This is a genomic window from Wolbachia endosymbiont (group E) of Neria commutata (assembly GCF_964026735.1).
Classification (GTDB): Bacteria; Pseudomonadota; Alphaproteobacteria; order Rickettsiales; family Anaplasmataceae; genus Wolbachia.
On sequence record NZ_OZ034692.1, the window covers coordinates 888151 to 912031 of the forward strand.

The 23881-nt window shown below is 34.6% G+C and carries 20 protein-coding genes and 3 pseudogenes; 10 read left to right on the forward strand and 13 right to left on the reverse strand.

Annotation, left to right across the window (positions count from 1 at the left end):
- Positions 1–226: 226 nt before the first annotated feature.
- From AAGD89_RS04675 to AAGD89_RS04685, 3 genes and pseudogenes are all read left to right on the forward strand, one after another.
- Positions 227–1179, forward strand: a pseudogene (locus tag AAGD89_RS04675) (D-alanine--D-alanine ligase).
- A complete protein-coding gene (locus AAGD89_RS04680) occupies positions 1160–1918 on the forward strand; it encodes a cell division protein FtsQ/DivIB (protein WP_341807942.1) in 759 nt (252 codons plus the stop codon). The pseudogene AAGD89_RS04675 and the gene AAGD89_RS04680 overlap by 20 nt, the downstream one beginning before the upstream one ends.
- A 22-nt stretch (positions 1919–1940) precedes the next feature.
- The gene (locus AAGD89_RS04685) at positions 1941–2648 is read left to right on the forward strand and encodes a pyridoxine 5'-phosphate synthase (protein WP_341807943.1); all 708 of its coding nucleotides are present in this window, start codon (positions 1941–1943) and stop codon (positions 2646–2648) included.
- Here the strand turns inward: AAGD89_RS04685 and AAGD89_RS04690 are convergent.
- The 3 genes from AAGD89_RS04690 to rplM all read right to left on the reverse strand — a co-directional run bounded on the left by AAGD89_RS04690 (position 2641) and on the right by rplM (position 4024).
- Positions 2641–2952 carry an HU family DNA-binding protein gene (locus AAGD89_RS04690; protein WP_341807945.1) on the reverse strand — a complete coding sequence of 104 codons (312 nt, stop codon included), beginning with the start codon at positions 2950–2952 and terminating at the stop codon, positions 2641–2643. The two genes, AAGD89_RS04685 and AAGD89_RS04690, sit on opposite strands and share 8 nt — an antisense overlap.
- A gap of 147 nt (positions 2953–3099) precedes the next feature.
- Positions 3100–3555: a 30S ribosomal protein S9 gene (rpsI, locus tag AAGD89_RS04695; protein WP_341807946.1), complete on the reverse strand. Its 456-nt coding sequence runs from the start codon at positions 3553–3555 to the stop codon at positions 3100–3102.
- A gap of 10 nt (positions 3556–3565) precedes the next feature.
- The gene (gene rplM / locus AAGD89_RS04700) at positions 3566–4024 is read right to left on the reverse strand and encodes a 50S ribosomal protein L13 (RefSeq protein WP_341807947.1); all 459 of its coding nucleotides are present in this window, start codon (positions 4022–4024) and stop codon (positions 3566–3568) included.
- A 132-nt stretch (positions 4025–4156) separates the two neighbouring features.
- On the opposite strand from rplM, the gene AAGD89_RS04705 reads away from it, so the two are divergent.
- The 3 genes from AAGD89_RS04705 to AAGD89_RS04715 all read left to right on the forward strand — a co-directional run bounded on the left by AAGD89_RS04705 (position 4157) and on the right by AAGD89_RS04715 (position 6644).
- On the forward strand, positions 4157–5395 hold the full coding sequence (locus tag AAGD89_RS04705) for a TolC family protein (protein WP_341807948.1): 1239 nt from the start codon (positions 4157–4159) through the stop codon (positions 5393–5395).
- A 19-nt stretch (positions 5396–5414) separates the two neighbouring features.
- Positions 5415–5984 (forward strand): DUF2497 domain-containing protein, encoded by a 570-nt coding sequence (locus tag AAGD89_RS04710; RefSeq protein WP_341807949.1) that lies wholly within the window; start codon positions 5415–5417, stop codon positions 5982–5984.
- Positions 5985–6056: 72 nt separating this feature from the next.
- A complete protein-coding gene (locus tag AAGD89_RS04715; protein WP_341807950.1) occupies positions 6057–6644 on the forward strand; it encodes an RlmE family RNA methyltransferase in 588 nt (195 codons plus the stop codon).
- Between the two features lie 33 nt (positions 6645–6677).
- Here the strand turns inward: AAGD89_RS04715 and AAGD89_RS04720 are convergent, their stop codons facing one another.
- Entirely contained in the window at positions 6678–8198 is a 1521-nt protein-coding gene (locus AAGD89_RS04720) for an HlyD family type I secretion periplasmic adaptor subunit (protein WP_341807951.1), read from the reverse strand.
- A 266-nt stretch (positions 8199–8464) separates the two neighbouring features.
- Here AAGD89_RS04720 and AAGD89_RS04725 point away from each other — a divergent pair, with 266 nt between their 5' ends.
- Positions 8465–9349, forward strand: coding sequence for a hypothetical protein (locus AAGD89_RS04725; protein ID WP_341807952.1), 885 nt, complete (start codon positions 8465–8467; stop codon positions 9347–9349).
- Between the two features lie 153 nt (positions 9350–9502).
- Here the strand turns inward: AAGD89_RS04725 and AAGD89_RS04730 are convergent, their stop codons facing one another.
- From AAGD89_RS04730 to AAGD89_RS04740, 3 genes are all read right to left on the reverse strand, one after another.
- Positions 9503–11248 (reverse strand): type I secretion system permease/ATPase, encoded by a 1746-nt coding sequence (locus AAGD89_RS04730; protein ID WP_341807953.1) that lies wholly within the window; start codon positions 11246–11248, stop codon positions 9503–9505.
- 820 nt (positions 11249–12068) lie between these two features.
- Positions 12069–12344: a DUF2610 domain-containing protein gene (locus AAGD89_RS04735; protein WP_341807954.1), complete on the reverse strand. Its 276-nt coding sequence runs from the start codon at positions 12342–12344 to the stop codon at positions 12069–12071.
- Entirely contained in the window at positions 12344–12736 is a 393-nt protein-coding gene (locus tag AAGD89_RS04740) for a hypothetical protein (protein WP_341807955.1), read from the reverse strand. The genes AAGD89_RS04735 and AAGD89_RS04740 overlap by 1 nt, the downstream gene beginning before the upstream one ends.
- Before the next feature lie 80 nt (positions 12737–12816).
- On the opposite strand from AAGD89_RS04740, the gene AAGD89_RS04745 reads away from it, so the two are divergent.
- The gene (locus AAGD89_RS04745) at positions 12817–13845 is read left to right on the forward strand and encodes a class I SAM-dependent methyltransferase (protein ID WP_341807956.1); all 1029 of its coding nucleotides are present in this window, start codon (positions 12817–12819) and stop codon (positions 13843–13845) included.
- Positions 13846–13913: 68 nt separating this feature from the next.
- On the opposite strand, the gene AAGD89_RS04750 is transcribed toward AAGD89_RS04745, so the two are convergent.
- The 6 genes and pseudogenes from AAGD89_RS04750 to AAGD89_RS04775 form a co-directional block, all read right to left on the reverse strand.
- On the reverse strand, positions 13914–14747 hold the full coding sequence (locus tag AAGD89_RS04750; protein WP_341807957.1) for a transposase family protein: 834 nt from the start codon (positions 14745–14747) through the stop codon (positions 13914–13916).
- Between the two features lie 75 nt (positions 14748–14822).
- A complete protein-coding gene (locus tag AAGD89_RS04755) occupies positions 14823–16364 on the reverse strand; it encodes a secretion system protein (protein WP_341807958.1) in 1542 nt (513 codons plus the stop codon).
- A gap of 69 nt (positions 16365–16433) precedes the next feature.
- Positions 16434–18425 (reverse strand): ankyrin repeat domain-containing protein, encoded by a 1992-nt coding sequence (locus tag AAGD89_RS04760; RefSeq protein WP_341807959.1) that lies wholly within the window; start codon positions 18423–18425, stop codon positions 16434–16436.
- A 389-nt stretch (positions 18426–18814) separates the two neighbouring features.
- A complete protein-coding gene (locus AAGD89_RS04765) occupies positions 18815–19351 on the reverse strand; it encodes a hypothetical protein (RefSeq protein ID WP_341807960.1) in 537 nt (178 codons plus the stop codon).
- A 522-nt stretch (positions 19352–19873) separates the two neighbouring features.
- Positions 19874–20173 (reverse strand): hypothetical protein, encoded by a 300-nt coding sequence (locus AAGD89_RS04770; protein ID WP_341807961.1) that lies wholly within the window; start codon positions 20171–20173, stop codon positions 19874–19876.
- A gap of 42 nt (positions 20174–20215) precedes the next feature.
- Positions 20216–20377, reverse strand: a pseudogene (locus AAGD89_RS04775) (IS5/IS1182 family transposase); the annotation flags it as partial.
- Positions 20378–20454: 77 nt separating this feature from the next.
- On the opposite strand from AAGD89_RS04775, the pseudogene AAGD89_RS04780 reads away from it, so the two are divergent.
- Positions 20455–21288 (forward strand): annotated as a pseudogene (locus tag AAGD89_RS04780) (transposase family protein).
- A gap of 53 nt (positions 21289–21341) precedes the next feature.
- Positions 21342–23855 (forward strand): ankyrin repeat domain-containing protein, encoded by a 2514-nt coding sequence (locus AAGD89_RS04785; RefSeq protein WP_341807962.1) that lies wholly within the window; start codon positions 21342–21344, stop codon positions 23853–23855.
- Positions 23856–23881 lie beyond the last annotated feature (26 nt).

Consider the following 23881-nt stretch of genomic DNA (forward strand, 5'->3'; position numbering starts at 1 on the left):
ACAAAACTTATCTTGCTTCTCAGGTATTGATTGAATAACCTGTTGATTCACTATTAAAGTTTCGCTACTTTGACCCATAAAAACCCTCCTCGATTTTATATTGAAATAGTGATACGGCAAACAATACAACGTGTCAATACTAGTATGACCTTATTATAGTAGTAATTAAGAATTTTCAGCGAAAGAATAATGAGCTATAATATAAGGACTTATAGTAAGGATAGAAATGACTCTAACTATAGCAGTGTTAAGTGGTGGACTCTCTCGTGAAAGAGAAATATCTCTTATGAGCGGCAAGGCCATAAAAAAAGCTCTTGGTAACCTTTCATATAACGCAATAGAAGTAGATGTTGATAGGAATGTTGCTGAAAAGCTTAAAATAATTAATCCTGATCTTGCTTTTATTGCTCTTCATGGATCTTACGGAGAGGATGGTTGCATTCAAGGTTTGTTGGAGGTTTTAGGTATAAAATATACACACTCTGAAGTAATGGCTTCTGCTGTTGCTATGAATAAAGTGATGTCAAAGCATATATTTCAGTCTCTCGGCATTGATACTCCAAAAGGTTACGTAATTAGCAAAGAAGATGTGCTGAAAAATAATATTAAGGTTGACTACCCATACGTCTTAAAACCAATTAATGAAGGCTCAAGCATCGGAGTGCACATTGTTTCCTCGCATGAGGATTACTTAAAACTAAAGGATGACAATGCGACCATCATGAAGGACATGATCGTAGAAGAATACATTCCAGGTGTAGAATTACACACCGCTGTGTTACTGAGTGAAGCAATTGGGACTATCGAAATACGGCCAAAAAATAAATTTTATGACTATGAAGCAAAGTATACAAATGGATTTGCAGAACATATATTTCCTGCCGAAATCCCTGATGAAGTATATAGAATGACTCTAGAACACGCACTTAAAGTGCATCAATTTTTAGGATGTAAAACTATTTCCCGCTCAGATTTTCGTTATAATCCTGAAAACAATACTTTAAAAATGCTTGAAATTAATACACACCCTGGCTTTACTGAACTATCGCTAGTACCAGAAATTGCAAGATTGGCAAAAGGGATTGATTTTAACGAATTAGTTAAGATTCTTGTTGAAGATAGTTTTCAGCATAAGGAGAGGAGATTAGAGATCAGGTAAATGTTGAGCAATGTTACTAGAAGTCAAAGACGTTTTTTGCGTAAATGTGCTTTGTTTATTATAATAACACTTTTTCTTACGTTAGTGCTCTATAGCTCACTGGATAAAATAACTAACCGGTTTAATTATTATTTTATTTGGTGTGAAGAATGTGTATCCAACTTATTACTTAGTAATGGCTTTACAATTGATAAAGTAGTTGTGAGCGGCAACAAATTTACAAATGAGAAAGACATTTTAAATTTTGTGAGTAGCGCCGAGCCAATTATATATGTATCACTCTCAAAACTTGCAAATAGTGTACAATCTGTAAGCAGATGGATAAAAAATGTGAGTATTCATAGGATTTTACCAAATACTGTGCAGATTAATATAGAGGAATATGAGCCGTTTGCTATCTGGAAAGATAATAATAAAACATCAGTTATTGACTCTGAAGGTAAGGTGATCATAGACGATTATTTAGTAGATAATCTTGTTGTCATTACAGGACAAAACTCGTTATCAAATCTGAAATTTGTTAGAGATATATTAGAGAATAAAACACAACTGAGTAGCCAAATTTCTTCTTTTGTTTGTATAGGAAATAGAAGGTGGAATATTGTCCTTGATAATGGACTCACAGTGAAACTTCCTGAAGATAATCCTTATGGTGCATGGGATTATTTAAACCACCTGCAAAATACAACTGATTTTACATTTAGCGATTGGAGTATAATTGATATGCGTATTGCTGATAAAATCTTTGTAAAAAGATAAAAATAGCTTTCGAGGTAAAAATATGAAACTAGGCGTAAACATTGATCATATCGCAACTCTTCGTAACACACGCGGAACTTCCTATCCAGATCCACTCAAAGCAGCAGAAATAGCTATTGATGCAGGAGCGGATTGTATTACTGTGCACTTACGAGAGGATAGAAGGCATATTACGGATGAAGATGTGTATACCCTAAGAAAACACATTAATACTGATCTAAATCTTGAAATTGCAGCCACTGAAGAAATGCTTGAAATAGCAAGAAAGGTAAAGCCCTACTCAATTTGTATAGTGCCAGAAAAAAGAGAAGAATTAACAACCGAAGGTGGTTTGGATATTATTAGCATGCACAGCAAACTTTCTACCATAATAGAGGTGATGCATAACTCTGGCATAAAAGTTTCATTGTTTATTGATCCAAACATTGATCAATTAAAATTTCTTGAGAAGCTAAAGGTAAAGCCTGATATAATAGAAATTCATACAGGGGATTACTGCAAGAGTCCATCAGAGAAGAAGTTACAGTTAATCGCTAACGCTGCAGAGTATATCAACAAGCTAGGAATAGAATGCCATGCAGGGCATGGCATCACTCGCGAATATGCTAAAAAGATGATAAAAATAGCTCAAATCTCAGCACTTAACGTAGGACATTATTTAATTAGTGAAGCTGTGTTTTATGGCTTGCATAGTGCAATAAAAACAATGAAAGCAACGATATCTACTTAGCTCCCGCTTCTTCTTTCTCATTTAACTGATCTAAAAGAGTTTTACTTGCTTTGAATTTCATTCTTTTCTTCCTGGGAACAGTAATCATTTCACCACTTTGAGGATTACGACACTGTTTCTCCTCTCTTATAACAGCAGAGAATGTTCCTAGCCCATGGAGACGTATATCACCTGTCTCATCTAGCTCATCCTTTATTATTTTTATAAACTTATCATAGATCTTGCTCAAATCAGATTTTGTGATCTCAATCTTTTCATTTAAACAATAATCTTTTAGTTCCTTTATTATATCTTCTTTACTCATAAATTACCTTATATTTAAAAAAAATTACACAGATAGCATATTATGTTAATGCCGATAGTCAACTAAATCCATTGTGGAAATAGAAAACATTACATACACTTGCAAACATTTGTATAATATTTGCAAAAAAATACCACAACAAAATGATTATCTCTTAGAAAATTGACATTTTTTCCGAGCTTTATGTTGACCATATTTCTTACGCTCAACTACGCGTGAGTCGCGTGTTAAGAACCCACCATTACGCAATATAGAATGCAGATGTTGGCTTATACTACTTAAAGCTTTACTTATTCCATGGGCTAAAGCGCCTGCTTGACCAGATAACCCTCCTCCCTTTACAGTTGCAAATACATCGTACTTATCTAATGTGGAAGTTGCAACAAATGGCATTTTTACTATTTGGCATACTGATTCCCTCTTAAGGTAATCCAGCAGCTTGTCTTTTTTATTAATACTAAATTTTCCACTCCCTGGCTTTATCCATACTCTTGCTACAGATTCTTTTCTTCGGCCTGTGGCGTATGAACGACCAAGCGAATCAACCGCTGACTTAATTGTCTTTCCTGATTGATCATCGTTATTTATTGTAGAACTTTTCATTTTTACTCCGTTACTTTTTATTTTTACGATTTAAAGAGGCAAAATCTAGCACTTGAGGCTGCTGCCCATGATGTTTATGCTCAGGACCAGAGTACACATATAAATTTTCAAACCTTCTACGTGCCATAGGACCATCATCAAGCATTCTTTTTACTGCCATTTCCACCACACGTTCAGGAAATTTACCATTTAAAATGTTAGCTGGCGTGGTTTGCTTTAAACCTCCAGGATAACCTGTATGCTTATAGTAAATCTTATCTTTAAGTTTCCTTCCAGTAAGATGCACTTTCTCTGCATTGACAATAATTATATTATCACCACAATCCATATGAGGTGTATATTCAGGTTTATGCTTTCCACGCAAACGTGCTGCTACAAAAGCTGCGAGTCTTCCGAGGACCAACCCTTCTGCATCTATGACAAACCACTTTTTATCGATTTGTTTTTCTTTTAAGAAAAATGTCTTCATTATAATTTAACTAAACAATAGTAAGCTACTATACATTTAATACCTCAATAGTGTCAACAACATTAGGTATTGATTATTAGAACAATTTGTGCTAATAATTTAACTGCACAACCAATATACAGAAGGAATAGAATGTTTCGGTTGATTATTATACTTGCTGCCATTTTTAGCACTACAAATTGCTATGCAATTGACTTAGAAGAAGCTATCAGTAAAGCAGTTAAAAATAGTTCAAATATAAAATCTCGATTTTACCAGTATAAAAGCGCAGAGAAACACTATCAATCTGCTGGGATTGCTGGTTTTTTACCTGATATCAGTTTACAGTATAACTTTGATAGTAATTTTAATCTTTATCCTAAAAGTCAAACTAACCCACCTGGAAAACTCTTGACATTGAATCAGAAATTAATAGACGGCGGTGGCAATTTCGCCACATTAAATAGGTTGCAATATCTTCTCAAAGCAGAAAAAGTCAAATTTCGCCAATCCAAACAAGACGTTGCTCTGAATGCTGTAAAAGCATATGTCGACGTTCTACAAAGAACAGAAATATTAAAATTAATGGAGCATAAAGAACGTGTTTCTTTGGAGCATCTGTCAGCAATGAAAAAGCGTTTTTCTCTTGGTGAGGTGACAGGAACTGAAGTGTCGCTTGCAAAAGCAAAATTTTCATCTTCTGTGTCTGGAAGAGTAGATGCTGAAGGTAAATTAAAATTGGCGAATATTGCCTACTATCACTTGATTGGCGAGGATCCTTATGATCTTTCTGAAGCTAGTGGTACCTTGCCTTCTGTTCCAGAATTAAACGAATGTTTACAATTAGCAAAAACTAATAATCTTAATTTGAAGGCAGCAGTTTACCAAAAAAAGGCGGCTGGAATGGAAGTTCTTGCTGAGTATTCCAAGTGGCTGCCCTCTTTGAATCTCACTGCAAGTAAAAGATTAGAAAACGGAAGTATCACGAAAGAACTTTCAGAAGGGATGAGTGTTACTCTTACTCTTGATGTGCCAATTTTTAAAAAAGGGGTGAATTTTTTTGGTATTGGTAAAGCTAAAATGGAGGTAAAGAGGTCTATTTACGATTATTATGAAGCAGTAAAGGATATAGAGAAAAAGGTTATAAATGCTTGGAATAATGTTTTAACAGCAAAAGCTGTTATTAAAGCAAGTCACGAAGCGGAAAAAGCAGCAGCTTTGGCATTAGAAGGAGTGGAACAAGAAGTAAGCTTAAATTTGAAAAGCACAAGTGATCTTTTGGACACTGAGGACGAACTATTCAAAGCACGTTCAGGTTTGGTTGAAGCAAAAAGCAATTATGTGACCAGTGTTTATAATTTGCTTTTTATTATAAATAGTATAAATCTTTAAATTTAATGGTATTACAGCTATGAGTGATGAACAAGGAAATCAGTCCGTAAAAGACATTCTCGAAGATATAAAAAAAGCCATATCAGGCAAAAATGCGAGCGATGCGAAAGTAGAGGATGAAACTGAAGATTTATTATACCTTGATGAGGAGTATTTAGAAGATACGGGAGAAGACAGCGGTGAAGAAGAGGATGATGAAAATTATCGACACGATGAGGAAACAGTGTTTAATGATGATCAACAATTTAATAGTCATAGATACACTAATTTAGAAGAGAAAAAAGAAGTCTTTTCACATAATAATATCAAAATGAATAACAGCGCGGTAAGCAGCAGCGATCTACAAGCGCAAAATAATGATCATCTGATTTTAAAAGAAAATATGGAAGAGATCAAAGCGTTGCTTGGAAAAATGCAAAGCGAATTACAGCACCAACAACAAAAAAAAAAGCCAAATCTTACTGTTGAAGAATTAGTTACTTCTCTTTTAAAACCTCAACTGTCGGATTGGCTAAATCAAAATCTATCTAAACTGGTAAAAGAAGTGGTTGAAAAAGAGCTTAAAGATATAATCAATAGTAATAAGTGATTTTTATAGGTACTCACAATAAAAACCAGAGTTAAAACAGCAAAAGGTAGAAAATTATCTTCAACAAGGTGGTTGCATCGTCATTTAAATGACCAGTATGTGCAAAAAACTAATAAAGATGGATATAGATCACGCTCGGCATATAAGTTGATAGAAATAGATAATAAATTTGAATTGTTTCAAGAGGGACAAAAAGTTGTTGATCTTGGTGCTTCTCCCGGTGGATGGTCACAAGTTGCCTCTCAGAAAGGCGCAAATGTGTTTGCCATTGATATAAAACCAATGGATGCAATTCAAGGTGTAGAATTTATACAATCTGATATTATCAACGAATTTGAAATTTTGAAGGAAAGATTCAAAGATCAAAAATTTGATGTAATTTTATCTGATATGGCTCCAGGATCTTGCGGCTTAAAGTCGTTGGATCATATAAGAATTATGCTTTTGTGCGAGGCAGCACTTAATTTTGTAAAGCATTTTTTAAATCACGGTGGTAAATTTGTAGTAAAGATTTTCCAAGGAGAATCCGATAAAGATTTTTATAATGAGCTAAAAAAAATATTCAAAACAGTAAAGTACTTTAAACCCAAATCAAGTAGATCTGAATCTGCAGAGATGTATTTGGTAGGATTAGAAGGGAGATATACACTCCCAGAGTAAATAATTGGATTGTGTGTGATGCTGGGCAAGTAGCTATCTTTCTATGAAAGATCTATCGATTGTTGCCATTATAGGAGTAAATAAGAACGATAAAAGAGTGCGAGACTGAGTCACTATATACACTTCTGCTGGCATACCAGGATATAGATATACATTTTTAAACTGAGCAAGCTCCGGCTTTGGTATCACTACACGTACTGAATAATAGCGTCCTAACCTTGGATCGTCAAGAGCATCAGGGGAAATATAGCTTACTATGCCATTAATTAAGCTTAAACGGCGGGCACTGTAAGCACTTAACCGAACTTTAACTTTTAATCCTTCCAGTCCATCAATAGAGACTATGTTACTATCTTTTTTTTGTGCTGATAATATTTCTTCTATATTTCTAGTTTGAATTTTAGCATCTATTATTAGGTCATCATCAGATGGCACTACACTCATAATTGGAACCCCAGACTGTATAACACCGCCTTCAGTATGATATTTTATATCTGTAACTATCCCATCTTGCGGTGATTTAATTATTGTGCGTGCTAATGAATCCTGAGCAACCATTGACCTTTCTTTTAAATCCCCAATAGATGTGCTCACTTCTTTCAGTTCAGCGTTTGCCCTTTCTTGATAATCATTTTTTATGTTTATAATTTCTAATTCATTCTCTCCGATTTTTTGCTGCACTTGAGATATTGCAGCACGGTAATGTCCAACTCTACCTTCAATTTCAGCAAACTGCTTTTCCAAAGCTAAAATGTGTGGCTTACCTATATGACCACTATCAAGCAACTGTCTTTTTGTTTCCAGTTCTTCGTTTATTAGGTCATATTGCTTGTGAGCTGCATCCAGCTGAGAGTTTAATCCTGCTAATTCATCATGTAACTGTTTTATACGTTGTTGTAGTATATCCGTTTTTCCGAGTGTACTCTTTCTCTGAGAGTTAAATAGTTTTATTTGATTTTTTATAACTTTATTTACAACTTCATCATCGAATAACTTTTTCATATCATCAGAAAACTCAACAATTTCCAAATCACCTCTGATTGCAATAAGTCTTGCTTCAGTTGCTAAAAACGATAAGAGCTTCTCTTTAATAATACTTAAATTTGCTTTTTCATTAACGTCACTTAATAACACTAAAGGCTCATCTTTCTTAACGGCTTGACTCTCTTTTACTAAAATTTTACTTATTATACCTCCACCCAAGTGTTGAACTATTTTTCTATTTGAAGATACAACAACTTCTCCACTTGCATGCACTGCTCCGTCAATTGGAGCTACAACAGACCAAATGCCGCCTATTCCAAAAAAGATGAGTAGCACTATCAGACCGAAAAATAGCGGCCCCCATGTTACACTAAGAACTTCATTTACGTTATTACTTTCGCGCCTTAGGATAAAACTTACTACTGAATCGATAAATGCAAATGTTCTATCTAAAAACTTCGGATATTTTTTCTTTTTGTCTTTCTTTCCTTGCATATTTATATTATCACTGTGGCCAAGTAGAGTTGTCAAAGAAAATCCAGTTCTAAGCTTTTTTAACTTACTTGTCATATACTACTTAAGAAGTTGAGTTAACGCAAAATAGCACATAAAAACAAATAATCTATAACTTAAACATTTTATTGGGGCTGTAGAACATCAGAGTAAACTATTTGGTAATATTAAACCTCATAAATTAAGTGTAATCGTTCACGGATGATGAGAATAACGAAAGGTCTAAGCCACTAAATTCTATAACTTTAGATAAAAATCATTTGACATATTGATAATTTATATATTATAGTTAAAATATCAATAATTATCTTGAGGTGAATGTTATGTGTTCTAAAATACTAATATGTGAAGCTTCTAGTGATAAAGAAGAAAGTCATCTTAAAAAATTAAAAACTGCAATAGACAAGAACGAAAGTATTAGTGAAAGGTTACAAAACAAACGCGCTGTTCGTACACATGATTATATAAATCTATTACTTTATTCTATCACAAATGGAAGAATGCGATCTGCTGAATCTATTTTCGATTATATCAACAACAAGAATTTAACAAGCGACTTCCTTCGAGTTTGTAGTACCTATTTTAAAAACAATAAGTACAGAGGAGATGCTTATAGAATAATAGCATTTGTAGAAGAAAAAAATATTTTTAAGGATCTTTTAAAAGTGCATTTGAATGATAAGATTGCGGAAGAATTATCTAGGAAGGATGAAGAAACTAATAAGTGTCTATATAGCAACAAAGCTATTTTTTCTACTCTACATCAAAAACAAAAAATAAATAAAATAAAATCTGTAAATTGTACAATAATGCAAATATCATTAATGGTATTCTTGGCTTGCATAGTAACAGTAAGCTTCGTGTCACTCTCTTCTTCTGACTCAATGTCAACCTACTCAAAACTTTTCAATCAACCTATAATAAAATTTTCTTTATATGCAACTTTGGGTTTTTTATGCGTAGGAATTATTGCAAGTGGTATTATATATTGTATTAAAAGTATGCTTCAATCTGTTGAGCAAGTCCAAAAGAAGCTAGGAGCTGAACAACACTTAAAAGATACTAATTCTGATAAAGAGCTAGAAATGAACTCAAGCACTATCCTAAAAATACTCGAACCTGACACGAGCTTTAGTGATAGTGATACTGGATGCTTAGAAATGTCAGATTCAGAGAGGTGTCTATTCGCGAGTTGTCTTTTATTATAGAGTAAGTGTCACAGAATGTGTTAGAAGTAACATGCTTGAGCTATGAATTATACCTTGCAGAAAAGTGCATATTATCATACCATTACATATACATAGTGGGGCTGTACATCTAACTTCTTCTCTACTTTTTCTGGGTAAGGTCAGTCTGCAAAACTAACCACTCATTGAAGAGCGCTTGTCTTCTGTGGTATTCGGAGATGGAGCAACTAGCTTGCTTAAAATTTCATCTCTTGGTCCCATAGCATACACAACACCATCGGACATTAAAATTACTTTATCAACCACGGATAATAGAGGCAACTTATGAGTTATGATAACTGTAGTAGTATTTTGTTTCCTTGCAATATCAATTGCGTTAATTAGGCATGCCTCTCCTCTGCTATCTAAGTTAGCGTTTGGTTCATCGAGTACTAAAAGCTTAGTATTACCATAAAAAGCTCTAGCCAGTCCTAGCAATTGCTTTTGTCCGCCAGAAAGTATAACCCCGCCAGGTCCTCCTACCGTTGTATCATATCCATTTGGCAGACTTAATATTAAATCATGTATACCAGCAATTTTCGCTGCTTTTATTATTTCCTCAGGATTTGGATCTGGCTTCATGCGAGCAATATTAGCTTTGACACTAGTGTTAAATAACTCAATATCTTGAGGTAAATAACCAACGTAACTACCAAAATTTTCTCGATTCCAAGTATATACATCAGCGCCATCCAGTCTCACCACACCAGATATTGGCTTCCATACACCAACGGTTAGCTTTGCAATGGTCGATTTACCAGAAGCACTAGCACCAATTACACCAACTACGTCACCTGGCTCTATAACAAACGATACGCCCTTTACTGTTGGTTTATTACTTCCATAAGGAGTGAAAAACACTCTATCAAACTCTAATTTCCCTTCTGGCTCTGGTAAAGCCATAGTTTGCTCTCTTTTTGGTGAAGTTAATATAAGTCTTTGCAGCCTTCCATATGACATTCTAGCCTGATTTAAAAACTTCCAGGTATGAACTGCTGCATCAAATGGTGCTAATACTCTACCCATTAAAATTGAAGCAGCAATGATGCTACCAGCAGTTTTATGAGCTGTAATTGCAAGTAATGCACCTGTTCCAATTACTGATATTTGCAGAGTTGAACGCAAAAACTTAGTTATCCCGGTGATCACATTAGAGCGATTTTGTGCTTTAATTTGCATTGCACGGTTCTGATCATTTCGTTTACACCAATCAGAAACTATATACTCGGACATGCCCATAGCTTCAACCACCTCTGCATTTCTCGTTGCAACGTCTATAGCGTTGATATTACGTATAGTTTCTTCATTGGTTTCTTGTAATATTCTTTTGGTAGCAAGCTCATTCCAAAAAGCCATAGCAAGTAATATAATAATTCCACTAATGGCAATAAATCCTGTAGAAGTATGTATCATGAAAATTATAACCAGGTAGATAAACGACCACGGAGCATCAAACAATGAAAATATACCATTTCCTGTAATGAAATTTTTTATTACTCCAAGATCCCGTATTGCTTCACCACTTGAAGTTGAACTCTGTACTGATGTGAGTCTTATTGATCTTACTATCAAATCTGGTGTTGCAGTTTTATCAATCCAGTCGCCAATTTTTGCCATGGCTAAGTATCGACAGGTCTCAAGCATTGCAGAACATCCAAATGCGGATAAAGTAATAAGCGTAAGCATGGTTAATGTCGATACACTTTCGCTTGATATCACACGATCAAGCACCTGAGAAGTATAAAGTGGCAGGAATAACATTAATAAATTGATCCCTGAACTAAACCAAAAAATAAACCAAAATGCACTTGTACACTTGTCTATACATACCTTAAGTGTACTTTGTTTCAATTCTTTTTTTGCTGATGGTGTAATTTCCACAATCTTCCTCTTTAATTCTACTCAATGCACCGTATACGATCTTTATTACAAAAATATCAATGGTAGCTAAGATCTAGTATTCATTTATACATTTTTCTATTCTTAAAAGAAGTCCTCTACTGTCTTTTTTAGTCGCCTAAAAGCCTACCAAAGCCATACAGGCAAAGAATAAGAGGTCCACAGGCTGCCACTGCTATTTCTTCAATAGCGGTACCTGGTTCTTTTGGCTGTGAGCACCTCCACCATTCTATCGCTGTAGTTACTAAATATAGTGACCCTAACACTCCTAATCCTACTCCCAAGTATTGGAAAGCTTCTTTCTAATCTTCGTTATTTCGATCATTATTAGCATAATTAAGTGACTTAATACATAAATACATTGATCCAGCTGCTAACCCACTAGTAAGCAAACCTAATCCTAAGTAAGTAAGAGGCTTCTTACAATTACAAGAAGGAGTTCTTTGTCCTGAAGAGCGGGGACGCCGAGCTGGTGGAATTCTTGTAGCTGGAACGCTATTATGCCTAGGCTGGTCTACAATAACAAAAGGCTGTACTTCTGGCCCACTACCAGTTTGACGAGAATTATTTCCACCTATTGTCCGAGACTCCCAAAACGGAGCTTCTCCCACTTCTAAACTAGCTCTAACCACCCTAATTACCTATTAACCTTAATAAAATATATATTAAAAAAGCAAGATGTCAATCTAGTTAGAGTTAATTGGAGGTGGATGTGGCAATTATTTATGCAAAGAATGCGCACGGGCTCTAGCTGGCCTATATACATAGGCCTGTAAAAAAAGCAAGCCTTTAAGCTGTAGACTCAATTATCATCCTTATTACTATTACTCACCACAGTAATCGCATATGCACACAACTCTGAGAAAGAGATTCCATTTTCTTGAGATAATTTATACAATCTTTGCAAACTTTCTTTTACTTTATCAGGAATATTCCCTCCACGCTCTTTCGCAAGCCAAGAATCTTGATGATGGATCGGATGAGTATCGCTTTTTGGATTTCCTATATATATCGCAAAAGGTGAGCTTTGTCCTTTGAAGTCACATTGCACAGTAAATTTTTTTATAGATTCAGCCATCAAAGACCTCTACCTTTCTTTTGTGGTAATTTTACAGCAGACGGAATAGGTGGTACTTTCATGAAATCTTGTTTATTTATGATACTTTCTTGACCTTTTAAAGCCCTTCGGACTTCAGCCCTGCTCAATTGCGACTCTTTTGCTACTTTCATTCCATACTTTGCCATAATTTTAGCATGTGCCAATACTTTTTTTACCAACTCTAAGTCACCGTTTAGCATTTGAACTAGTACTTGAAATACTTCTGCTAAAGTGAGCCCATCAGCACCTATAACCTTATTTTCTATAAAATTGACGACTTCTTCAAACTTGTGTTCAACATCATCATCCTTGGGCGCAAGGGTAACGTAATCGATATCTTGATCGTCCATAATTGGAGCACTATTATTCATAGACTTAAGTTTATACCATATGTATGAATACTCTACTATTTTATATTATGACACGCTATAGTTAAACATTTATTAATAACATGCTTACTTATATTCGCGAATTAATTGACAAAAATCAAGGGTCAATATCCATAAGTGATTTCATGAATGCTGCTTTATATCATGAAAAATATGGCTATTACATGAGCAAAATCCCACTTGGTAGAGATGGTGATTTTATTACCGCCCCTGAAATCAGTCAATTGTTTGGTGAAATAATTGCAGTTTGGATCATGCACACATGGGAAAAATTAGGCAAGCCGTCAAAATTTTCTCTAGTTGAGTTTGGGCCAGGTAAAGGAACACTCATTCGTGATGTAGTACGAGTCACTAGGAAATATAAAGGCTTTTTTGATTCAATGTCGATTCATTTAGTTGAAATAAGTCCTGTTTTACAAGACATACAAAAACAAACTTTAGGGGATATAGAAGTCAGTTGGAACGAAGACATTGATAATCTACCAGAGCACCCCACCATTTTTTTAGCAAATGAGTTTTTTGATGCTCTTCCAATTAATCAGTTTGTTTACCGTGATGGGCAGTGGCATGAAAATAGAATAGCAAAGCAAGATGATAGCGGCTTTTCAATGTCATTCCAGTGCGTAACACTAGAATCCAAGCAAGACCTCAATGGAGAATTTTTCGATGGTGCAATAGTGGAAATATGTTCGTATGGAATTGAAATGTTAAAAAAGATTGAGAAAAAAGTGCATCAAGATAAAGGAGCCGCTTTAATCATAGATTATGGTTATATTTATCCTTCCTATAGGAGCACTCTGCAATCAATAAAACAGCATAAATATGCTAACTTTCTCGAGAACATTGGGAGCAGTGATATTACTGCACTCGTAAATTTTCAAGCACTGAAAGATTCATTACAGTATGCGGATTGTGAAATTTTAACTCAAAGAGAATTTCTATACTCCTTTGGCATCAAGGAAAGAACACGGGCTTTGATGAAAAGTGCAAACGAAGCGCAAAAAAATAGGATTTTTAGTGAATTTTTAAGATTGACTGAAAACATCGGCACTCTTTTTAAGATAATGCTGATTTATCATTTAAATCAGTAGACCCCCTGCGAAACAACGTGAAGCAAGTTGCTGATAAAATCTGGTAGAAATCCCCAGCCCAAAAATTATTAAAAACTATGCCGCAAGTTCACAATACCCGCAATAATATTAAATCTCATGTTGTATTTCTTCTGAAAATTTCTGTAAATATTTGACATAATCTTAAAAACTTTGATCTCGCGAATCTTATTTTCCACACGCATCCTGAACGATGGCAGCTTCCGATTATGCTCCTTTTGCTCCTCCGTTAGTGGCTTTTTACGGTGTTTTTTGTACGGAATCACAACGTTTTTCTGCAGTTTTTGCCAACCTTGATAGCCAGAATCAGCATATTTTATGCTATCTTTGGGCAACAATTTTTCCTGTTTTCTTATGCAAAAATCATGCATTCGGCCTCGATGTGACTTTGAAACCGACAAAATTTGTCCACTTTCCTCAATCACAATTTCGGTTTTCATCGTGGTTGTTTTCTTTTTTCCTGAGTAACTTTTCTTACGTTTTTTGCTGTCTTTCGGCCGCTGTATCGGTTGCTCTGTGACGTCTGCTAAAATTTTTAAAATCCTTTCTGGAGTCAGCGTTCTATCCTTTTTTATCGTAATTTTTTTGGCCAATAATGGCTCCATTTTCTTCAAAAGTCGGCAAATATTTGAGTTGTGCAAATTAAACAAAAACCCTAAAAATGGATGCGTTATGTACGTTCTGTAATAAATTAGAACACATAAAATCCTGTCTTCTAGAGTCTCAACATGCGATTTTCTTCCGTGACATTTCTTTTTCGCCTCCATTTTTTCCCACTCTGGACGCACTTTTGCCACAATTTTTTCAAATTCAGATGTTGTGAGCCCTGTCAATTGTCTAAAAACATATGGTGTTCTTGCTATTTTCACGTAACTTATTGCCATTTTACTCTTCTAAAATTTTCATTTTATACGCTTTTTAATGTTTTTCATCTGTTTTTTGCTTGTTTTGCAGGGGGTCTAGTGATTTAATGCATACAAATTTTTATCTTTTGTATCTAACAAACCAAATGTTGGAACAATTGTTGCCTTTAAAAAGATGACAGTTTCCACTGTGCTAATGTGATTTGCTAGTCTTCTTGATTTTTGACGGAATGTAGCTTTAAAACTTTGCTTATCTTCTCTATGTTCTATGAGTCCACCAATTACCATAATTTCACCACTCTTAATTTTGAGCGTTGAGTTCATTTCTCTGGTTTCAACAATTGGAACATCGCTATTTAATTTCGTTTTACTCTGTTGCGCAACATATTCTATACCTGAATCTTTAGTATAGCCGTTAATTCTTGATAAAGTTGGGTGTATATCCATAAATATTTCTCCAGTATCAATATTAATGCTTGGATGGATTATTAGTACAACACCTATTGGCACGCTGTTCATTTTAGTAGTTAAAACCTGATTAGTGCTTTTTTGCATATCGGAAACAAAATAAACATGATTTTTAGTAAATGAAATCATTGCTTGCTGATTATTTATAGCATGCAATCTAGGGCTTGAGATTACAGTTGAAGTGCCAAACTTGTCTAAAATTTTTACCAAACTCCCTAAATTATTATCACCAAAGTTCATTGCTAGATTAATAATAGAATTATCTTGATTCATCATAGATTTGCTTCCACCCTTTAAATCATTGAGGTTAATACCGGAAAGATATTTGTCATCCAGCACAACTTCCACTATCTTTGCTTCTATCATTACTTGAGAAGACGCTAATCTTTTAACCTTGTTAATATATTCTTCAACAGCTTTATGAATACCCTTCCTAGCGTTTAAAATGATAACACCAGTTTCTTTGTTGGATGAAAGAAATTCGCCATCATCTACTCCGTTAACATCCATTATTGTATTCAAGCCTTTTTCTAGTGAATACCATAAATCACTACTATATTCGGATCTCATAACATTATTAGAGCCTTGATCATCTCTATTTCCTTCACTATTGTTAATTTTGTTACTAATAACAAAATTACTTTGTGCAGAATGTTGAATATTAATAAAGTCCACATAATAATTCTGTGCGTATGGCAGATCCTGTTCAATTCTAATTACATCATTTTCTATTGAATAGCGTAGTTTAGCGCTTTGAGCTATATTTTTAATTACTTCGTTTATATTCTTATCTTTAAGTTTTAAAATAATATTGCCTGATATCTTTGGATCTATATCCAAGTTAATATCAGAAAGCTTTCCTATTTCAATCAATAGGTCCTTTACAGATACTTCTTCACTAACATTAATAGAAATAAGCTGACTGCTAGTTGTAAGATCTGGAAACTCTATTGGTAAAGGTATAACTTCTGGGACTGCAGGTTCATTGTCCTCCAAAAGAGGCACGTTATTTTTATATTGTCCAAACAAAGTCTCATGTTCGCTTTTATCGTGGTGATGATCTTCGTTATCTATGTTAGTATGACCATTATTATGTTGCTTAGTAGTAAGATGTGTACAAGAAATAATAAAAATAACAGAAAAGAGCATTAAACATTTAAAGGTAGCCATTAGAGCAGCACACAAAGTCTATGCTCATAGATTTCTATAAAAATATTAAAAATGTATTTAATTTTGTTTTCATCCAGCGACTACTTGCCCTATATTAACTTGACCTACATTCTCTATTGCTATCTCTTTTAGTTTTTGGCTGGGTACATGATTTAAATTTTGATCAGGTATATGCTCAAGATTTTGATTACAATCAATCTTTCCTTTTTTGCTTTCTTCACAGTTTGTTGTTGTAGCTATAACTTTCTCACTTGTAACTTCTTTCAATTTATGTTCTGTTTTTCGGTAGTGTGATTCTAAGTTTTTCCATTGTTTAAAACACAATGACAGCATCACCACTCCAGCAAATAACACTATTGCTGTGATAGCTAGTGGTAAAGTGTTAGCGAGAAGAAGCATATAAGCTATGCCTGCTGAGCATATTGCACTACTGAGTTGAAAGTAGTACCAGTAATCTTTATTGCGTTGATCTTTTATGTGTCTTATAAAGCTTTCATTAAGCTTGTTTTTACGTTCATTTTGTTTACTGTTTGGCTCTCTCATTTTATAATGCAATTCACCTATAGGACCTATTCCTTTGTGATTGCAAATATTTATATTAGCTCCTTTTTCCAGCAGTATATTCACTATTTTTGAGCTGCTTGCTCTCTGTATCGCTAAATGTAATAGAGTGTTTCCATTGTCATCTGCACCTACCTTTGCTTTAAGCGATAACAGTAATCTCGTTTCACGAACGTTGTCATCAATTATCGCTCTATGAAGCTTAGTGTGTCCATTCGAGCCAATTTTATTAATATCTGCACCCAAAGAAATTAAGAGTGAGATAATTTCTCTGTGATCATGCTCAAGGGCAACATCAACAGCGTCGAATCCCGCTTTATTTTCCTTATTGATAAATTTTTTTATATTTCCTTTATATTTATCAAAAATTAATTCTGTTACTAGTAAATCATTTGCTCTGGCAAGATAAAATAAAATGGTTTGACCATTTATATCTTCAGCAGAAATATCAGCATTTTCGCTGAGCAGGTATTTGATAACATTGATGCCACCTGCTGCTTCGCCTTTATAAAAATTTAGGTAAGAATTAATAGCTGTCAGTAATAGTTGGTTTTTATCTTTAGATTCTATATTCGCTCCTCTTTTCAGCAAAGCTCTGATGTTTTCTATATTATTGCACTTTGTTGCTACATGAATTGCATCATGGGCAAGCGTAATAGTTTTTGCGTTAATATCTGCACCACAATCTATAAGCAAATTTATTAGCTCTTTATTATCCCCTCCAAGTGAAGCAGCTATGTGCAGTGGGGTAACGCCGTCTTCGTCCTTAGCATTAATATTTGCACCAAGCTCTAAAAGCAGTTTTATAGTCTTTGTATCAAAGCCATAGCTAACAGCTTGATGTAATGCAGTCAATTTACACCCATCGCGATCATTTATGTCTATTCCCCTTTCGACCAGTAACTTAATAAATGAACAATCAAATGTAGAGAAGAGCGATTCACTTAAAGATTTAGAATCACGTTTAATTCTTTCTTTCTCTATGCCTTCAGCCTTTATTAACTGAATTAATAAGTTCTTTCCTTGTTCGTTTTTTGTGTTAATGCCTGTTTGTGCTCCACATTCGACTAGTAACTTAGCAAATCTTACATCATTAGTCTCTACTGCATACTCTAGAAAAGCTTTACCACATATTAATTTGTTATCTATACCCTTTATAGCACAATTTTCTTCTAAATCTATCTTTGCACATTTTAACAATACTTGAATTATTTCTATGGTTTTGCTGTTAATCTTTTGAATATTCTGTAATAGAATTTCCAGTGCAACATCTCCACTTACGTTCTTAAAACCAGTATAAATACCTAATTCTAAAAGTAACTCAATTTCTAAAATGCAACCTTTTTGTGCCGCATGATGTAATAAGCTATTACCATGTTCATCTTGAACATCATTGATTTTTCTTTGTCGAATGATTTTGAGAATTTCTTCCTTACTCTTATTTCGGAGTAAATCTTGCAAGCTATCAATATTGTTCATTTTTGCCACAACATTTTTCATAATGCATAAATGACCTTTTTACATCGAATTATTTAATAATACCTAAAATAATATGGTAAATAGACGAAAGCACCTGAACAACTCACGGTGTCATACAAGTAGCTGACACAAAGCTGTACGAATGTCTAATTTAGTGATAAAATGTATACAACGATGTCATTCAAGCTTTAAATTTGTTACCTCAGAACTCACATTCGTCATCCAAGCGTTCTCTTATTGTCATTCCAGTAGTGAACTACTCAGATAACAGAGAGATTTACAGTTTTCTCTTTGTATTAAATATTTCACAAATATTGTATTGACATTTATAAATATATCATATATAATTACCGTTATATAGCTTTATCGGCAAGCTAAGCTGTTTAAAAAGTCTGTCATTGTTATACTACTTAGGGAGCTTCCAGGTGACTAGTGCAAGCATCTTTCGGTGGCAAGTCTTTAGCTCCATAAAAATTAGTGGAAGCATGGTTAGAGATGTCTCTACCATTGCTGATTTTACCTATTTCTTCGGAACTACGTGTGTCTTGGGATATAGCACTTTTTATTTTCTCGGAGTTACTATGATCAGAAGGCCTATCATCTGCTATACTCATTGGAGCAAGATTACGTACTAATTGATTCTTAACCTCAGTTAAAAACGTTTCTCTTTGCGTCAAGCTCGGACAAGCTTTTTCCACAGCTGAACATAAAGTTTTTAATACTTCTTCATTCTTCTCATTATTCAGTACTTGTACGCGTATAGTTGATTGAATTTCCCAGTTATTGAAATCTAAATTTTGTACTGATATCCCACACCTGACAGCTGTCCGTTTCAATATTTGCTCAAGTTCTGCAGTAATCTTTATTGCATAAGCTTGTGCTTCCTCAGAAGTGGTCTCATGTGCTTGAGGAAGGGGGTATCTTCTATCTAGAAAATTCTGTAACAAGACATTGAGTGCAATTATGTTATTTTGTGCACAAACTTCAACAGAAAATTGTCCACGAAATTCGCTATTTGGATCTCTTTTTTTATCGCTACTTTGAAAATCCTCCTTCTGCGCAGGACCCGAAGGTAAAGCAAGCTTAAAAAGCGAAGGTATAAGCTGAGCAGCACCTACAATAGTATTAGTAAAAGAATCTACAGCAGCATTTATCCATGATTTTGGCTTGCTTGCACTGCTTGGTATGTTTTTTTCTTTCTTGTTTTTATCAATAGCACGACGATTACGTTGCTACGCTGTAGCGTTTCTGTGTCCATGATGATGCCTGTGCCTATGCGTAATAGCTTCAGGACTTACAGTAGTCGTAGATAACTGAGCTTGTATTTCGCTATTCATAGCATTTGTGATATTTCTTATGCTCTGCATTTTCTGTATTCCAGCAACAAAGTGGAGGCAATAAGAACAAGATATAATGTTTACCATGATTGTGTTTTGATTGTATCCTAAAAAGTGCTTTACATTAAGCTCCTACTTGATAAATTTGAAAAACACCCCTATTGACCAGCGTTTTTTATAAAGATCACAAATCTCTCCCGCAGACATTTGATAAATATTGGCCAAAAATGTGAAAACTTCTCCACTATTTTGGTTTTTTGCTTTGGTTAACCTTATTTCAAATGGCAAAAACCTAGAACCGCCTTGTCCCAATTGTACTATAGCATCCTCTATTAACTCCACTTTTCCTGTCTGGAGACCTTCAACTTCTTCGTGAATACGCACTATTTTATAGCGAATATCATTAGCCCCCTGCGAAACAACGTGAAGCAAGTTGCTGATAAAATCTGGTAGAAATCCCCAGCCCAAAAATTATTAAAACCCGTGCCTCAAATTCACAATTGCTGCTATAATATTAAATCTCATGTTATATTTTTTCTGAAAATTGCGGTAAATATTTGACATAATCTTAAAAATTTTGATCTCTCTAATCTTATTTTCCACACGCATCCTGAACGATGCCAGCTTTCGATTATGAGACCCCATGCGAAAAGGTAAAAAACAGATGAAAAACATTAAAAAGCATGTAAAATGAAAGTTTTAGAAGAGGGAAGATGGCAATAAGTTACGCAAAAGTTTCAAAGACCCAGTATATTTTCAGGCAATTAACGGGTCTGACAACAGAAGAATTTGAAAAAATTGTGGCAAAAGTGCGTCCAGAGTGGGAAAAAATGGAGGCGAAAAAGAAATGTCACGGAAGAAAATCGCATGTTGAGGAGCTAGAAGACAGGATTTTATGTGTTCTAATTTATTACAGAACGTACATAACGCATCCATTTTTAGGGTTTTTGTTTAATTTGCACAACTCAAATATTTGCCGACTTTTTAAGAAAATGTAGCCATTATTGGCCAAAAAAATTACTATAAAAAAGGATAGAACGCTGACGCCAGAAAGGATTTTAAAAATTTTAGCAGACGTCACGGAGCAACCGATACAGCGGCCGAAAGACAGCAAAAAACGTAAGAAAAGTTATTCCGGAAAAAAGAAAGCAACCACAATAAAAACCGAAATTGTGATCGAGGGAAATGGGCAAATTCTGTCGATTTCGAAGTCGCATAGAGGTCAAATGCATGATTTTCGCATAAGGAAACAGGAAAAATTGTTGGCCAAAGATAGCATAAAATATGCCGATTCTGGGTATCAAGGTTGGCAAAAACTGCAGAAAAACGTTGTGATTCCGTACAAAAAACACCGTAAAAAACCACTAACGGAGGTGCAAAAGGAGCATAATCGAAAGCTGGCATCGTTCAGGATGCGTGTGGAAAATAAGATTCGCGAGATAAAAATCTTCAAAATAATGTCAAATGTTTACCGCAATTTTCAGAAGAAATACAACATGAGATTTAATATTATAGCAGGAATTGTGAATTTGAGGCATAGTTTTTAATAATTTTTAGGCTGGGGATTTCTTACCAGATTTTATCAGCAACTTGCTTCACGTTGTTTCGCAGGGGGTCTAATGAAGATCTAAGAGAACTCATAGAAAAAGGTGAAATTAACTTATTTAAAGTGATAAAAGGTCATGATATTGATAGTCAGCGTTCAGCTGCTGTTTTAAAGCTTGATGATAAGGAGATCACATTAGATCCTGGTAGTTTCTACATAGCAGAATATGAAGGTAGCGAATTCTTGCATTGTACTAACTCTGACTATGATATGCTGCTCGGACATGATGACTTATTTTTTGTGCTGAATAAGAGCTCCTATCCTGATCTTGCAAATGGATTCTATTCAATACCAGATGATTCTTATGCAAGCTACCTAAATGCTAAGAATCATTATTTGAGTGACAGCCAAGTATCTGAAAAATTGTCTAAGGTTCTAGAGGGAAGTAATGAAGTGGTTGTGGAAACACAAAGTTCCCATGTTGAACAACCTGAAGAAGAAGTTACAGTAGAAAAACCCAAAAGTGAACATAGAATAAGTAAAAGAGAACTTAGGGAGGAGGACGTAGAAGAACATAAAATAGTGGGTCCGGATTTGGATGCTAAGGATTCTCATGGTTATACTGCTCTACACAAGGCTGTTTTTAGTAAGCGTTTTGATGAGGTAAAATCTTTAGTAGAGCAAGGTGCAAAGGTAGACGTGCAAGATAAACATGAGATTACCCCACTTTCTTATGCTGTGATGAATAACGACTGGACAATGGTAAGATTTTTGGTAGAGACAGGTAATGCTAGTGTTAGCTTAGGCAAGTATAATAATCCACTTAGTATGGCCATTGCACGTAAGTATACAGAGCTAGCAGAATATTTGATAGAAAAAGGTGCAGATGTAGATCAACAAGACGGTATCGGTAGAACTCTTCTACATAAAGCTGCCGAAAATGGAAATTTAGATATAGTTAAGTTTTTAGTAGAGAAAGGTGCTAAGCTTGATGTTTTAGATAAATGGAATGACACTCCCCTTCACGTTGCTGCTAATGTAAAAGCCAATAAAGGTCACCTAGAAGTAGTAAGTTATTTAATAAAAGAGGGTACAGACGTAAATCTTACTCATAACTATACTCCAATACATCTGGCCATTACGCGTGGAAATTTAGATATGGTTAAATGTTTGATGGATAATAGTGCTGACCTCTATATTGAGAGAGCATGCGATGGTACGCCTCTTGCATATGCTAAACAGCAAGGACAAACAGAGATAGTAAATTACATGGATAGTGTGATGTCAAATCTTTCACATAATAAAACTATATCTTTTAGTGAAGCAGACATAAATATAAAGTATGACTTGGCTAGTAACAAACTAGATATGATAGAAAAAAGTATTAAGAATGCCATGCAAGACTTTAAAAGTGTTTTTAATACTTCAGACCACAATATAAAGATCAACGCTTATATATTCAATACTCAAAATGATTTTAAGGAATACTTGAAAAAAGTTGGATTTGATGCTGGTAATGGTGTTAATGGTTATACAAAGATGATTGACCTAAGCAAGGGAAATGCTGCTGATGTTTATGTTTACCTCGATAGTAGAGGAAATTTGAATCAGCATGTATTAGAACACGAAATAGGGCATGCAATGCACTGTGCAAATCTTGGTTTAAGTTATATTTTGCCAAAAGCAATGCATGAAGCCATTGCTAACTATACTGCTGGTTTAGAAAATGGTGAACACGTAAATGATCATGAGGATATTAAAGCTCTTTCTGCAATACAAAGTAAGTCTCTTAAACCAGATGAGATACTGCGCAATAATTACCAAGGAGCACATTATTACTCAGAAGCCAAGCAAGTAGTAAAGTTTCTCGAACATAAACATCCAGATTTGATTGATAATCTATTAAAAAGTCTCGCTAGCTATGGATATAGTGATAGACCTCAAGCTAATAAACTAGTTGAAGATTTTTTAATTACATTGAGGGGTTATGGTCAAGAGTTTAAAGGATGGGTTGCAGATCAGATAAGCAGCGAATCATCTTCAGACCATCAAAAAAGTGTAGGTGTAGAACAAATGCAAGCAGATAGCAGCGCAAGTGAATCATCTTCAGACCATCAAAAACGAGGTAAAAGATCAGCAGCAAGTGATGAGGATGAGGATCAGGAAGAAAGTGTTATAGCTAGCGTAATAGGAAGCATGAACGATAGTTCTGACGGTCAAACAGAAAATTTTAATGAAGTTGCATCTGCACAGCACCCACCAAAAATAAAGGCTGGTGGGCCACTTGAAATGGGAAAGTATAAGGTGGAGCTGCAAGTTACATATGATGATGCAACAAATTTTTATGACACTATAAAGAATAAGTACCATACCAGTAAAGAATATAACTATGAGCAAGTTATGGTTTTATACAATAATGTTATTGTACCAGTTTCACAGCATTATGAAGAGCCTATCACTCTTGCCGAGTCTTACATTGCAAATGGTCATCTATTTATTAAAAACCAAGACTTCGGAACTCTAAATGATTTCAATGAGATGTTCTATAAAAGTAATGAGTTAATTTAATGGGGAACACCATAACCGGCAGAATA

Coding starts and splice junctions, on each gene's coding strand:
- AAGD89_RS04750 (WP_341807957.1), bottom strand. CDS start 14,747: ATGGCAATAAGTTACGTGAAAATAGCAAGAACACCATATGTTTTTAGA.
- AAGD89_RS04740 (WP_341807955.1), bottom strand. CDS start 12,736: ATGAATAATAGTGCTCCAATTATGGACGATCAAGATATCGATTACGTT.
- AAGD89_RS04725 (WP_341807952.1), top strand. CDS start 8,465: ATGTGTTCTAAAATACTAATATGTGAAGCTTCTAGTGATAAAGAAGAA.
- AAGD89_RS04690 (WP_341807945.1), bottom strand. CDS start 2,952: ATGAGTAAAGAAGATATAATAAAGGAACTAAAAGATTATTGTTTAAAT.
- AAGD89_RS04745 (WP_341807956.1), top strand. CDS start 12,817: ATGCTTACTTATATTCGCGAATTAATTGACAAAAATCAAGGGTCAATA.
- AAGD89_RS04710 (WP_341807949.1), top strand. CDS start 5,415: ATGAGTGATGAACAAGGAAATCAGTCCGTAAAAGACATTCTCGAAGAT.
- AAGD89_RS04685 (WP_341807943.1), top strand. CDS start 1,941: ATGAAACTAGGCGTAAACATTGATCATATCGCAACTCTTCGTAACACA.
- AAGD89_RS04735 (WP_341807954.1), bottom strand. CDS start 12,344: ATGGCTGAATCTATAAAAAAATTTACTGTGCAATGTGACTTCAAAGGA.
- AAGD89_RS04720 (WP_341807951.1), bottom strand. CDS start 8,198: ATGACAAGTAAGTTAAAAAAGCTTAGAACTGGATTTTCTTTGACAACT.
- AAGD89_RS04680 (WP_341807942.1), top strand. CDS start 1,160: ATGTTGAGCAATGTTACTAGAAGTCAAAGACGTTTTTTGCGTAAATGT.
- rpsI (WP_341807946.1), bottom strand. CDS start 3,555: ATGAAAAGTTCTACAATAAATAACGATGATCAATCAGGAAAGACAATT.
- AAGD89_RS04760 (WP_341807959.1), bottom strand. CDS start 18,425: ATGAAAAATGTTGTGGCAAAAATGAACAATATTGATAGCTTGCAAGAT.
- AAGD89_RS04705 (WP_341807948.1), top strand. CDS start 4,157: ATGTTTCGGTTGATTATTATACTTGCTGCCATTTTTAGCACTACAAAT.
- AAGD89_RS04755 (WP_341807958.1), bottom strand. CDS start 16,364: ATGGCTACCTTTAAATGTTTAATGCTCTTTTCTGTTATTTTTATTATT.
- rplM (WP_341807947.1), bottom strand. CDS start 4,024: ATGAAGACATTTTTCTTAAAAGAAAAACAAATCGATAAAAAGTGGTTT.